We start from the raw sequence: 12933 nt of genomic DNA on the forward strand, positions 1-12933 counted from the left end.
CGCGCATCTTTGATGCTTGCCCTGCGGGCCGTTGCTAAAGCAACGTGGTCTCGCTGCGCTCGGCTCAAACCTCCTTCGGAGGTTCTCATCCTATAAATAACAGGCGAAAAAAAACCTGCTTATAAAGCAGGTTTTTCGAATGTGGTCGGCGAGAGAGGATTCGAACCTCCGACCCACTGGTCCCAAACCAGTTGCGCTACCAAGCTGCGCTACTCGCCGATGCGGGGCGCATCTTACTGCTGGGGATAATACGCGTCAATCACTTTTTCAACCCAGTCCGCCAAGTGGCGATAAAAGCGTCATAAAGCGCGGTACAATGCCCTGTACCGCGCTTTTGCATCATGCCTTGGCGGTTTTCAGCGCCGGTGATTGCGCACGCAAGAACGGCAGCAGGAACAGCGCGGACAGGCAGGCGGCGATAGAGATCACCACGAAGAAACCGTTCCAGTGCCAGATTTCCATGATGCGGGCAATCGGGTAGCCGGACAGTGCCGCCCCGAGGTAGGCAAACAGACCGACGAAACCGGTCGCCGCTCCGGCAGCATCCTTGTGCGAACATTCCGCCGCCGCCATGCCGATCAGCATCTGCGGGCCAAAGATAAAGAAGCCGATGGCAAAGAAGCAGGCAGCCTGCAGCAGGAAGGTCACACCCGGCATGAGCCACAGCGCCGCCACCGACAGGAAGATACCGATGGCGAAGATCAGGTTCATTGGCCCACGGTTACCGCGGAACAGCTTGTCGGAGCCCCAACCGGCCACCAGCGAGCCGATAAAGCCACCCACTTCGAACAGGGAAATCGCCGAGTTGGCGGTCATCAGCGAATAGCCTTTTTCCTGCGTCAGGTACAGGTTGCCCCAGTCGTTGATCGCCGTTCGTACGATGTATACCAGCACGTAAGACACTGCCAGCAGCCAGATGTACTTGTTGGTCAGCACGTAACGCTTGATGATTTCCCGATTGGTCAGGCCCTGGCCTTCCGATTCCTGCACCAGTTCCATGGCGTCGTTGCGCCATTTACCGACGCTAGGCAACCCCATGGATGATGGCTTGTCACGCAGACGCCAACACATCAGCAGGCCCAATAACACACCGATAATGCCCGGAATGATCATGCCGTAGCGCCAGCTGAAGTGCAGCGAGATAAAACCGACCAGCAGCGGGATCAGCGCACCACCGAAGTTGTGCGAAGTGTTCCAGATAGCCCACCAACTGCCGCGTTCGGAGCGGGAATACCAACTGGTGAGGATTTTTGAACAAGGTGGCCAGCCCCAGCCCTGGAAGAAGGCGTTGAGGATCCACAGCGTACCCAGCATCAGCAACGAAGAGCTAAGCCCGAAGAAGATATTGAGCACGCCGGTCATGATCAGACCCAGGCCCATAAAATAGCGCGGGTTGGAACGATCGCTGATCATGCCTGAGATAAATTTCGAGCAGCCGTAGGTGATGTAGAACAGCGTCCCCAGGATGCCAACATCGGACATCGTCAGGCCAAGATCGCTCAGCATAGCCGGCATGATGAAGTTGAAGCTTTTGCGCGTAAAGTAAAACGCGGCATAGCCGATGTACATCGTCCACATCAGCTGGATACGCCAGTATTTATAGCTGGCATCGATCTGTTTTTGATCGGTAACCGGCGGCACATCCTGGCGGCTTTTAAGGAAAGACCACATGTGAAACCTCAGAGAATAGGAAAAGTGCCGCTATCATGCTGCGCGCGCGCGCGAATGGCTTACGCCGGATTCCCGACGCAGTTAGGAGTATTTCCTAGTTTTACGCTTCTGCCGTTGAAACTGTGGGTAAGATCACATTCAAACAGGTGCCATGCTCCGACGTCAGCCGCAGTTGGCCCCCCAGTGCGCTAATGCGCTCTTGCATGCCGCGCAGGCCGTAACCCGGCTCATGGTCGGCCAAATCGATACCGATGCCATTATCGCGAATGGTCAGCAGGATTTGCGGCGGTCGCCCCTTACGGTGACGAAGACGCGCGTCCAGCTCAATGCGGCTGGCAGCAGCGTGGCGACAGACGTTGGTCACCCCTTCCTGACAGACCCGGTACAGGGTAATTTTCAGCGTTTCATCCAGCAGTTCATCCGGTACCTGCCACTGCATCGTGCTCACCAGCGACGTATCCTGCGGTAGCGACTCACGCAACATCGCCGCCACCGCCGCCGACAGCGGCAGGTTATTCAGGGCGGCGGGCCACAGCTGAGTCAGCACGTCGTGAACGCCGTCATACACCCGCAGCGCCAGCGTATCTATCGCTTCTGCACAGCCGATCACCGGAGGCTGTGGTGCCAGACGCTTGATAATGCTGGCCTGGGTACGGATAACGGTGATGGTCTGGCCGACTTCGTCGTGCAGCTCACGCGCGACCTCCCGCCGGGTTTGCTCTTCGGCCGTCACCAGCGCGCGCGCCAGCTGGCGGTTTTCCGTCAATCGCAGCCGTAGCTGCTGGTTCAACTCACGCTGGCGTTGAATGCCGGCCCCAAGCAGCAGCCCGGTCAGGCTCTGGGCCAGCAGCGACAACAGCAGGTCGCGATGCGACTCGGGCTGCGGTGGCTCGTTGGCGACCAATACCACGCCGTTGAGCAGCGTCGCCAACAGCGCCCCCTGCCAACCGTAACGGTACGACATGAAGACGATCGGGATAGCCAGACAAAACGGCGCAAAGCGGCGCAGCTCGGCGGCATTCACCTGCTGTTGCAGCCAGATACTGAGCGCAAACAGCAGCAGATAGGTAGCCAGATGCCGTAAACGCAGCGTCACCGGTTTATGGATCAGGCCCGGTTCGAGCGGTACCCAGATTTGCCGCGCCAGATAGTGCCATAGCAGCAGGCAGGTCGGGGCGATGGTGAAGCCACCCGCCAGCCCAAGCAACAGCGCACGTGCGCCCTCGCCCTTCACCACCTGCCACACCAGCGCCTGCAGCAGTGCGGCGACCGCCACCACCGCGCCCTGCATCAGCGGCCATTGCCATTCGCTGTCGTTTTGTTGATGGCGCAGCAGCCACGGGGAAGCGACCAGGCTAAGCAGCACCGTCAACACCAGCACCACCACCGAAGCCCACAGCGCCGGCCCGTAACCGAACTGATCCGCCAGCAATACCATCAGCAGCAGATCGGCCAGCAAGATCCCCGGCCAGAAGCGATAAGGGCTTTGCAGCAGAATGCCCAGGCGCAGGCCAAACGGGAACAGCAGCAGCGCCTGCCAGGGCGGGTCGATCAGCGCGGTGCCGATGCCCCACAGGCAAAACGCACTGGTGGCATAAATGAAAAACAGCGCCAGTTGGGTGATCAGGCGTTGCATCACAGATTCAGCATCCGCTTCGCCAGTTCGACGTTATTGTTAATGCCCAGCTTGGCGAACAGATTGGCGCGATGCACGTGGACCGTTTTCGGCGATAGCCCCAGGGCGACGGCAATCTCCCGTACCTCCTGCCCCTGGGCGAGTAACAGCGCGATTTCGCGTTCGCGACGCGTGAGGGGATCCACCTTCACCCGTGCCAGCTGTTGGGCGATTTCAGGCATCAGGTACACGCCGCCGCTGGCGACGGTGCGCACCGCGGTGATCAAATCTTCAGGCTTGCAGCGTTTGGACAAGAAGCCACAGGCACCACGCTCAAGCGCCATTTCCACCAGCGCCGGGTTGTCATGCATCGACAACATCACCACCCGAATACCGGAAGGGATGTCCGCCAGCAAATCCAACCCGCTGCCATCCGGCATCGAAATATCGCAGATGCAGATTTCCGCCTCCAGGCCTGGTAGCCCAGCGCGCGCCTGAGCAGCACTGCTGAATTCCCCCACCACCTGAATATCCGCCTCAAGCGACAGCAGTTGCACAAAGCCCGATCGCACAATGTCATGATCGTCAATAAACGCCACGCGCAAGGTCATGGAAATCTCCGGTTCGAGGGGGAAAGTGCCCAAGTATACCCTATAGCTTTCAAGTTGCAGCTAGGTGCCCAGCTCGTTCATCTCCAGGTATTGTAGGGGCGCCGCATGCTGCGCCCGCATTAATCGGGGCGAATTTATTCGCCCCTACAGTAACTGGGGTGAACAACAAATCTGTCGGGAACAGATTTGAACGCTGCTTGCAGCAGCCCCGAAGGGGCAAGACCCACGGACGGGTCTTGTAAGCAGGTAACAACGCTGCAAGTTGAAAGATGACGGGTATATACCGCAAGCCTGAGCCGGATTAATTGATGAAGGGAAGGTATTAACAGATTTTACCGGGCGCAGTGCGCCCGGTATGCAGAGGTTACAACTGTGCCGCCGGCGTTTTTTCCTGCGGAACATTGCACCAGTTGTTTTTCGCCACGATGCCGCCGTTCGGCGAGGTATATCCGAGGCAGCCGAGAATGGTATCGAACAGCTCTACATGACGGTGGGTTTTACCCACGCGCTGTTGGGCCTGAAGTTGTTCAAACGCCCAGCGATGCTGAGGATCTTCCAGGAATTTATCGGATGCCCATACCATCATCGGTACGCGGAACTGCTCCGGCGGTGCCATTTCACGCGGCGTACCGTGCAGGTGCGAATTCTCGCCGATAGATTCGCCGTGATCGGACGAATAGAACACAATTGCCTTCTTCTCACGCACCTGATCAATCACGTTGGCGATAAAGCTGTCGGTATACAACACTGAGTTATCGAAGGCGTTAACCAGCTGCTCTTTAGAACAGAAATTGTCGACGCCGGTACACTCCGGTTGGTAGCGCGCGTAGCTGCGTGGATAACGCTGTGAATAGAGGTAATGCGAACCTTTAGTGTGCAGGATCACCATGTGCTTGCCCTGTGGATAGCGGGCCAGCGACTCTTTCATTTCGTCCACCAACAGCATGTCGTCAACCGATTTACCGTCATTGCGTTTCTCGGAGGCGATCATTTCGCGGAACGAATAGTTGTTCACTTCGGTATTGTTATAGAACCAGACCTCGCTCTGCATGGCGAACAGCTCCGAGGTGAAGCCCAGATCCTTCAGCACTGCAAACACGTTCTGCTCTTTCAACGTACGCTGCGGGTTGTCCGAGGTACCGCCTTCGCGCACGAACATGCAGCGCAGAGAAAGTTTGGTCGAGGTATCGCAGGATTCACCGCGGAACGCCACCAGGTTTTTCTCTTTGGACAGGCGTGGCGTGGTGTCACGGTCGTAACCCAGTATCCCCATGTGATCCCAGCGCGTGGTTTCACCGATAATAAACACCACGTAGGTATCATCGATATCGGCCGGCGGCACATAGGTAAAGTTCTTGGCCGGGTCGAACAAATTGGCCTGATCCTGGCTTTCGTCATACCGGGTATAAGCAAACAGCCCCAGCGCAGACAGCCAGTTGGATGGCAAATAGGAGTGCGCCACTACGCCACCGTAGCTCGGCAAATCCACATTGGTGATTTTTTCCTGCGCGCTCTGTTCGCTGTCCAACATACGCAGCGGCAACCACACCAGCGCCACCACCGCCACCAACACCACCAGCGGTTTCACCCGGTGCCCTGGAGTTTTCAGCTGTTCGATCAGCGTGTAGCGCAGGTTGTTTTTCCAAATGCACAACAGCGGTAAGGCGCTGAGCACCAGCATCCACAATACAAAGTGCAAGCCGACCACTTCTTTTGACAGGTCGATATCCGTGGTCATGACCGAGACCACAATGCCGTAGCCAATCACCACGTTGAAGAACGTCATGTAATAGCTGGCGGCAACGGAAATCAGCACCAGTAGTGAAGCAACGATACGGTAAAACAGCCGGCCACCAAGCGAGACCAGCCGCATGATAAAGAAGGTAAACAGCACGATAGCGATAACCTCGGTTACCGCAGAAATAACCTTAATCCCCTGGATGCCGTGCGAAAACGAATCAAAGCGACGATAGAAAACGGAAAGGTTTAAAAAGATGCCGATATAAATCGCTAACAATAACGATAAATTCTGCTGTGAAAGCGATTTAACTTTGTTCATGTAACGCGGTGGCTCCGGACGGTAACGGTTCTGAATCAGTCAGACATTCAATGCGGCTTCAGGTTCAGCCGATCGGCAATAAGCGCTATTTCGGGGGTAATAATCAAGAGAATTCTCAAGAAACGGATATTTTTTTTATTTTTGTGTGAAGTGTACAGGCGGGGCAGAACGAGAAAGGGAGGGATAATAACCCTCCCCTTTTTCCGTGACGTTGGCGAAAGTCTTACTTAACGTTAAGCGTTACATCAATATTGCCGCGGGTAGCATTGGAATAAGGGCAGACCACGTGGGCTTTTTTCACCAGGTCTTCCGCCACGCTGCGCTCGATACCCGGCAGGCTGATATCCAGTTGCACTTCGATACCGAAACCGTTGGGGATTTCACCGATGCCGACGGTGCCATCAATTTTGGCTTCGGCAGGAATTTTCACCTTTTCTTTCGCCGCAACAAACTTCAGCGCGCCGAGGAAACAGGCCGAGTAACCGGCAGCAAACAGCTGTTCTGGGTTAGTGACTTCACCGCCCGCACCACCCATTTCTTTCGGCACGCCCAGTTTGACATCCAACACGCCGTCGGATGAGGTCGCACGGCCATCGCGGCCACCGGTTGCTGTGGCATGAGCGCGGTAAACAACTTTTTCAATCGACATAAATCATTCCTTCTTTTGGTTGGAGGCATCATATCGGATCCAGTTGGCTGAACCCGATCACAGGTCTATCTTTCACGATTAAATCGTGCACTACTTAAATTACCCACTTATTTCAGTGTAGCGCAGGATCGCCGATCCTGCGTCTGGCAGCCGTTCTTCAAATCTGATCTATCAGCTTGCCGCGCAGCTTTTCGAGCTGCTGCTTGATATTAACGATTTCATCGAGGCTGCAATCGGTAGCGCACATCACGGCTTCCGGCACCGCCTGCGCTTTTTCACGCAGCGCGCGCCCGGCGTCGGTTAACGCGATAATCACCTGTCGCTCGTCGGTCGTGGCGCGGTAACGCAACAACAGCCCTGCCGTCTCGAGCCGCTTCAACAGCGGCGTCAGCGTGGCGGAATCAAGAAACAGCCGCTCGCCGATGTCCGAAACCGTGATTTCGTCACGCTCCCATAGCACCAGCATCACCAAATATTGCGGATAGGTGAGATCAAGCTGGCTCAGCAGTTTGCGATACACCTTGTGCAACGCCAGATTGGCGGAGTACAGGGCAAAACACATCTGCTGATCGAGCAGCAGCAGGTTTTTCGCTACGGGGTGTTCGGGGTTTTTACTTTTCATGTTTTGAATATAGATAGCGCACGATGTAATCGCAAGCTATTTTTTAATCGGTATGCTACCTTTTTTAATGCAGGGGATGCCACAGCAGGGTGCTGTGCCGGAGGAAAAGGATATGACAACCACACTGGTAGAACGCGCACGCCGCTACGCCACCAAGGCGCATGCGGCTATCGATCAGCGCCGCAAATACACCAATGACCCCTACATCGTTCATCCGCAGGCGGTAATGGAAATCGTCAGCAGCGTGCCGCACAGCGAGGAAATGCTGGCTGCCGCCTGGCTGCACGACACAGTGGAAGACACGCCCACCACCCTCGGCGATATCGAGAGCCATTTTGGGCCAAAGGTGGCAGAACTGGTGGCAATGCTGACCAACGTCAGCGGCACCGGCGGCGGTAACCGCTTCGAACGTAAAAACCGTGATCGACGGCACAGCGCCAACGCTTCACCGCAGGCCAAAACCATCAAACTGGCCGATCTGATCGACAACACCCGTTCACTGCTGGAATTCGACAGCCATTTTGCGCGCACTTATTTGATAGAAAAACAGCGTCTGCTGGAAGTGCTGACCGAAGGCGACCCGACGCTGTGGCGCCAGGCCAACCATATCGTCGAGCAGGGTCTGGAAAAGCTGCTGTTGCCGCCGCATAACGTCCCGGCAAGCTGGTTCGAACATGCACGCCAGCGTTACCGGGAAAGCGATGCGGCGTAACCCTCAGAAGGTCACTACGGTTTTCAACGCCGTCACCCAGGCATCCTGCGTTTCACTTACGCCCCCCGGATGATGCCAGTATTGTAGGCCCGGCTGCAGTTGCAGCCAGGGGGTGACGTTGAAGCGATAGTAGAGTTCTGCCGTCACGGAATGTCCTGGCACCGGGCGGAAATTGGGATCGTTATACGCGGTGGCGTTGTTGAGTTGATTCAGGTAACGCTGATTATCCCGGTAATGGTCGCTCAACTTGACCATTGAAACGCCCAGGCCCAGCCAATCGTCCGGCCGCGCGTCAAACAATCCGCGGTAGCGAATACCGGTGGAGGTGGAGTAATGCATATAGTTGGAACGCGGATCTGCCAATCCCAGGCTGTAGAACAGGCTCAAACCCCGATTGGCATCATCCGGATGACGCGTTAGCTGTTGGTTAAAACCACTGTACAGGAACCAGGTGCGGTCATGGCTGCGATAGCCGTTTGGATCGCTCGCTCCCGGGCCGCCGGAGACCCCCTCATACAAATCTTGTTGCCTGGCATTGGTGAACAACACTCCCAGGTTATAAACCCCCGGCAACTGATTGACCGCATGGGTTTTCAGTTCCAGCTCCATCGGCAGCAACAGGCCTTTACTGCCTTTGGTCGACCAGCTCCAGGCATGGCTGCGGCTTGGGGCGCTTGGGTTCTGCTCCATCAGGCCGGTTTTGAAGGTCAGCCCGTCGGTCAGTTTGTATTGCAGCGTGGTACCCCAGTAGTGGACGTTCCAGTTATACCAGGTCAATGAGTTGGCGGACTTGCCGCCGCACAGCGTCAGCGTCTGGAAGTCACAGGGAATGATCTGATCGAAATCCTGCACCTTGTTCATCATGCCGATACGCCATTGCAGCCGACGCTCCAGAAAACTGCGGCTAAAGGTCAGCCAGCCCAGCCGGGTGATCGACTGGCCGCCGTAACTTTCCTGGGACAAATCGGTCGGATTAACGCGCGGATCCTGCAGGCGGTCACGCGTCAGGTTGTTATCATGGTTGCGGTTAACGATATTGCCTTCAAGCGCCGCATCCGGAATGCCGGTCAGCGCCTGCAGGTCCTGGCTGAAGGTCAGCGAGAACTGATCGATATAGGACGCCTGCCTGTCGTGGTTATATCCACCGCCGGCGTTATAGGAAAGCTGGCTGAGATAACCCAGATTATAGTGAAAGCCATGATCTTCCAGGATCGGTCTGATCCCCAGCATGTCGCCCAACAACCCAGGTTGTGGCGGTTCGAACCCGAGCGCGACGCCTTGCCACTGGGCCGTTGGCGCCTCCACGTCTTTGGCGGTTTGCAAAGTTTCCGCCTGTGCGCCAACGCTGACCCACAGTAATCCTGCGCAGGTTATTGAGTGAGGTAATGGGTATTTCATTATTATATTTCTCCGCATATTACGCTGACTGCGGGCAACAGCATTCCCTGGGCGAGAATTCCCCAAACATTGGCAGCAGTAGATAAAGGTCATGACCCGGTGATTGCCACCGGGTTAATGGGTAAAACCTAGGCTTTTTCTTTCAGTGAGTTACCGTTGCTTTGAATCACGTCGCGATACCAGTAAAAACTCTTTTTGCGATGGCGCTCCAGGCTACCGTTACCGGCATCGTCGCGGTCGACATAAATAAAGCCGTAGCGTTTGGACATTTCGGCTTTAGAAGCGCTGACCAGATCGATTGGCCCCCAACTGGTGTAGCCCATCACTTCCACGCCGTCGTCGATCGCTTCCGCCACCTGCACCAGATGATCGTTGAGATAATCGATGCGGTAGTCGTCGTTGATACTGCCGTCGGCTTCGATACGGTCCTTGGCCCCCAACCCGTTCTCCACGATAAACAACGGCTTCTGATAGCGATCGTACAAGACGTTCAGCAAATAACGCAGGCCAACGGGGTCGATCTGCCAGCCCCACTCCGAACTGGCCAAATGCGGGTTAGGCACCATATTGAGAATGTTGGCGCGGGCGGCGTTGTTCTGCTGTTCGTCGGTGGTGACGCAGCCGCTCATGTAATAGCTGAAGGAGATAAAATCGATGGTCTCGCGCAGCGCCAGCCGGTCTTCGGCGGTGATCTCAATCTGAATGCCGTTTTCGCGGAAGTAGCGCTGCATATAGGCCGGATAGTCACCGCGGGCCTGCACGTCACCAAAGAACAGCCAGTCGCGATTCTGGCGCTGAGTCTCCAGCACGTCCTCCGGTCGGCAGCTCAGCGGGTAAACAATACCGCCCAGCAGCATATTGCCGATTTTGCCGTCCGGCACGATTTCGTGGCAGGCTTTGACCGCCCTGGCGCTGGCCACCAGTTGATGATGAATGGCCTGGTAAATCTCGCTCTTGCTGCTGTCCTCTGCCAGGCCAACGCCGGTAAAGGGCGCATGCAGCGACATATTGATCTCGTTAAAGGTCAGCCAGTGCTTCACCTTGTGCTTATAGCGCTCGAACACCGTGCGTGCGTAGCGTTCAAAAAAGCCGATGGTCTTGCGGCTGCCCCAGCCGCCGTAGCGTTTCACCAGCCCATACGGCATCTCGTAGTGCGACAGCGTGATCAGCGGTTGAATGCCGTACTTCGCCATTTCGTCGAACAACCGGTCATAGAACGCCAACCCCGCCTCGTTCGGGGTGTCCTCATCGCCCTGCGGGAAAATCCGCGTCCAGGCGATGGAGGTTCGCAGGCACTTGAAGCCCATTTCAGCGAACAACGCGATGTCCTGCGGGTAACGATGATAAAAATCGATCGCCACGTCCTTGATGCCGCTGTCGCCGTCAACCCGTGGGACAATCGCGCCGAAAATGCCCTGCGGCTGCAAATCAGAGGTCGATAGGCCTTTGCCGTCGGTCTGATAGGCTCCTTCCACCTGATTGGCCGCTACCGCACCGCCCCACAGAAAATGGTCTGGAAATTTGCTGCTCATGGTTTTCTCCTCGGTTAACGTAATAAAGTCAGCAGCGGCGCCTGCTCCCGCACCCTGCTCTCGCCACTGGCCAACACCTCGACGTAGTCATCGCTGTTACTGATGATGATCGGCGTAGTGGTGTCAAAACCGGCGGCGCGGATCGCTGCCTGGTCAAACTCAATCAGCAGATCGCCTGGCTTAACCCGATCCCCCTCTCGCACATGGGCGCTGAAATGCAGCCCGTCGAGCTTGACGGTATCTATACCGACGTGAATCAAGATCTCCGCACCGTCGTCCGATTCAATGCCGATGGCATGCCGGGTTTTAAACAATGAGGCCACGTGCCCCGCGACCGGTGACACCACTCGGCCCTGCAATGGGACAATCGCTACCCCCTTGCCCAATAAACCGCTGGCGAAAGTCGCGTCGTTCACCTGCTCCAGCGGCAATACGTCACCGGCAATCGGGCTGACGACGGACTGTTTGCGGTTAAGCGGGGCTGCAGGCGCCTGCTCGGCGACCGCTTCAACGGGCACCACGCCGAACAGATAGCTGGCCACCGCCGCAAAGCAGAACGACAGCAAGGTACCGGCAATCGCACCCCACACCGTGGCGTCAAAGCCACCGGCGGGAATAATCTGCGCAAAGGTGAAAACGTTCACCAGACCAAAGGAATAGGTGGCAGTGTGGAAATAACCGATCACCGCTCCGCCCAGCGCCCCCCCGATACAGCCGAAAATAAACGGCCGCTTGTTCGGCAGGGTCACGCCATAAACGGCGGGCTCGGTGATACCAAAAATCCCTGCGCCGATAGCAGAACCTGCCAGCGCCCGAAGTTTGGCGTCACGGGTACGCAACATCACGCCCAGCGTAGCCCCCACCTGCCCCATCACGGCCGGCAGCAGCAGCGGCACCATGGTGTCGCGGCCAAACACGCTCAGGTTGTTGATCATCAAGGGAACCAGTCCCCAGTGCAGGCCAAAGATCACGCACACTTGCCACATCGCGCCCATAAACGCCCCGGCAATAATCGGGTTAAAGGCGTAAATACTCTGATAGCCATTGGCCAGCAGATGGCTGAGCCAGGTGGCCGCCGGGCCGATCAGCAGGAAAGTCAGCGGGACGGTGATCACCAGGCACAACAGCGGCGTAATAAAGTTGCGGACCGCGCTGTGGATCACCCGGTTAAACAGCGGCTCCAGGCAGCACGAAATCCAGGCGGCAAATATGATCGGAATGACCGACGAGCTGTAGTTGATAAAGGTCAGTGGGATACCGAAGAAATACTCCCGCACCGCATCGGGCTGCTGGGCGGCTTCAAACGCCGCCATCATCAGGGGGTGGGTCAAAGCACCGCCGATCGCCATGCTGATGAAGGGGTTACCGCCAAATTTTTTCCCAGCGGTGTAACCGAGCATGATGGGCAAAAAGTAAAACAGCGCATCACTGGCAGCAAACAGCATTTTAAAGGTGCCGCTGCTCTCCAGCAGCCAGCCGCAGGCCAAGCTCAATGCCAGGAAGCCTTTCAAGATCCCCGAAGCGGCCATCACCCCCAACAGCGGAGTAAAAATGCCGGAGACCACGTCGATAAAGCGGCTGAAAAGATTGTCTTTTTTGTCACCATCTTCCGCCACCGCCTCACGCTCGCTCAGGCCGCCCACCTGATTGACCGCGTTGTAGACGTCGGCCACATGGTTGCCTACCACCACCTGAAACTGCCCGCCGCTTTCCACCACCATGATCACACCCGGATTTTTTTTCAGGGCGGCGGCGTCGGCACGGCGGCTGTCGCGCAGCTTGAAGCGCAGGCGAGTGGCGCAGTGCACCAGGCTTTTTACGTTGTCGCGGCCACCGACGCCGGCCAAAATCTCACTGGCTAATGCTTCATATTTCATCGCAATATCCTTCAATCCTGCGTTCTGCCAAATCCCACTCAGCGGTGGCCAATCGCTGCCACAGAATTCAGCGCAAAAAAAAACCTAAACCTCATGGCCTCTGCACCCACAAAGGGAACAGAAGCACGAGGTTTAGGTTTTGCCTGCCTGAGCAGTGACAACCCTAAATCGGCTGAGTTATGACGTT

The 12933-nt window shown here is 56.6% G+C and carries 10 protein-coding genes, 1 tRNA gene and 1 other RNA gene; 1 reads left to right on the forward strand and 11 read right to left on the reverse strand.

The window, feature by feature from the left end; genetic code table 11:
• The 8 genes from M2407_RS23020 to M2407_RS23055 form a co-directional block, all read right to left on the reverse strand.
• A non-coding RNA gene (locus M2407_RS23020) (RtT sRNA) lies at nt 1-110 on the reverse strand; the annotation flags it as partial.
• A 32-nt stretch (nt 111-142) separates the two neighbouring features.
• A tRNA-Pro gene (locus tag M2407_RS23025) sits at nt 143-219 on the reverse strand.
• A 120-nt stretch (nt 220-339) separates the two neighbouring features.
• Nucleotides 340-1671, reverse strand: a complete 1332-nt coding sequence (locus tag M2407_RS23030; RefSeq protein ID WP_020824723.1) for an MFS transporter — start codon at nt 1669-1671, stop codon at nt 340-342.
• 100 nt (nt 1672-1771) lie between these two features.
• On the reverse strand, nt 1772-3307 hold the full coding sequence (gene uhpB, locus M2407_RS23035) for a signal transduction histidine-protein kinase/phosphatase UhpB (RefSeq protein WP_259220006.1): 1536 nt from the start codon (nt 3305-3307) through the stop codon (nt 1772-1774).
• Nucleotides 3307-3897 carry a transcriptional regulator UhpA gene (gene uhpA / locus M2407_RS23040; RefSeq protein WP_020824721.1) on the reverse strand — a complete coding sequence of 197 codons (591 nt, stop codon included), beginning with the start codon at nt 3895-3897 and terminating at the stop codon, nt 3307-3309. Before uhpA ends, uhpB begins: the two co-directional genes overlap by 1 nt.
• A 364-nt stretch (nt 3898-4261) precedes the next feature.
• On the reverse strand, nt 4262-5956 hold the full coding sequence (gene eptB, locus M2407_RS23045) for a kdo(2)-lipid A phosphoethanolamine 7''-transferase (protein WP_259220007.1): 1695 nt from the start codon (nt 5954-5956) through the stop codon (nt 4262-4264).
• A gap of 223 nt (nt 5957-6179) precedes the next feature.
• On the reverse strand, nt 6180-6605 hold the full coding sequence (locus M2407_RS23050) for an organic hydroperoxide resistance protein (RefSeq protein ID WP_004934114.1): 426 nt from the start codon (nt 6603-6605) through the stop codon (nt 6180-6182).
• A gap of 157 nt (nt 6606-6762) precedes the next feature.
• Complete coding sequence (locus M2407_RS23055; RefSeq protein ID WP_020824719.1) at nt 6763-7227, reverse strand: MarR family winged helix-turn-helix transcriptional regulator; 465 nt, start codon at nt 7225-7227, stop codon at nt 6763-6765.
• 112 nt (nt 7228-7339) lie between these two features.
• Here M2407_RS23055 and M2407_RS23060 point away from each other — a divergent pair, with 112 nt between their 5' ends.
• Nucleotides 7340-7939: an HD domain-containing protein gene (locus tag M2407_RS23060; RefSeq protein ID WP_041415142.1), complete on the forward strand. Its 600-nt coding sequence runs from the start codon at nt 7340-7342 to the stop codon at nt 7937-7939.
• Between the two features lie 3 nt (nt 7940-7942).
• Here M2407_RS23060 and M2407_RS23065 read toward each other — a convergent pair whose 3' ends face one another.
• The 3 genes from M2407_RS23065 to bglF all read right to left on the reverse strand — a co-directional run bounded on the left by M2407_RS23065 (nt 7943) and on the right by bglF (nt 12746).
• Nucleotides 7943-9337 carry a carbohydrate porin gene (locus tag M2407_RS23065; protein WP_198639905.1) on the reverse strand — a complete coding sequence of 465 codons (1395 nt, stop codon included), beginning with the start codon at nt 9335-9337 and terminating at the stop codon, nt 7943-7945.
• Between the two features lie 128 nt (nt 9338-9465).
• On the reverse strand, nt 9466-10869 hold the full coding sequence (locus M2407_RS23070; protein ID WP_115057938.1) for a glycoside hydrolase family 1 protein: 1404 nt from the start codon (nt 10867-10869) through the stop codon (nt 9466-9468).
• A gap of 14 nt (nt 10870-10883) precedes the next feature.
• Nucleotides 10884-12746, reverse strand: coding sequence for a PTS beta-glucoside transporter subunit IIABC (gene bglF, locus M2407_RS23075; RefSeq protein ID WP_259220008.1), 1863 nt, complete (start codon nt 12744-12746; stop codon nt 10884-10886).
• Nucleotides 12747-12933 lie beyond the last annotated feature (187 nt).

The sequence above is a fragment of the Serratia sp. BIGb0234 genome, assembly GCF_024809915.1.
GTDB lineage: Bacteria > Pseudomonadota > Gammaproteobacteria > Enterobacterales > Enterobacteriaceae > Serratia > Serratia liquefaciens.

Bases quoted from the DNA above. Each gene is read 5' to 3' on its own strand.
- M2407_RS23060 (WP_041415142.1), top strand. From the start codon at position 7,340: ATGACAACCACACTGGTAGAACGCGCACGCCGCTACGCCACCAAGGCG.
- eptB (WP_259220007.1), bottom strand. From the start codon at position 5,956: ATGAACAAAGTTAAATCGCTTTCACAGCAGAATTTATCGTTATTGTTA.
- M2407_RS23050 (WP_004934114.1), bottom strand. From the start codon at position 6,605: ATGTCGATTGAAAAAGTTGTTTACCGCGCTCATGCCACAGCAACCGGT.
- uhpB (WP_259220006.1), bottom strand. From the start codon at position 3,307: ATGCAACGCCTGATCACCCAACTGGCGCTGTTTTTCATTTATGCCACC.
- M2407_RS23065 (WP_198639905.1), bottom strand. From the start codon at position 9,337: ATGAAATACCCATTACCTCACTCAATAACCTGCGCAGGATTACTGTGG.
- uhpA (WP_020824721.1), bottom strand. From the start codon at position 3,897: ATGACCTTGCGCGTGGCGTTTATTGACGATCATGACATTGTGCGATCG.
- M2407_RS23055 (WP_020824719.1), bottom strand. From the start codon at position 7,227: ATGAAAAGTAAAAACCCCGAACACCCCGTAGCGAAAAACCTGCTGCTG.
- M2407_RS23030 (WP_020824723.1), bottom strand. From the start codon at position 1,671: ATGTGGTCTTTCCTTAAAAGCCGCCAGGATGTGCCGCCGGTTACCGAT.
- M2407_RS23070 (WP_115057938.1), bottom strand. From the start codon at position 10,869: ATGAGCAGCAAATTTCCAGACCATTTTCTGTGGGGCGGTGCGGTAGCG.
- bglF (WP_259220008.1), bottom strand. From the start codon at position 12,746: ATGAAATATGAAGCATTAGCCAGTGAGATTTTGGCCGGCGTCGGTGGC.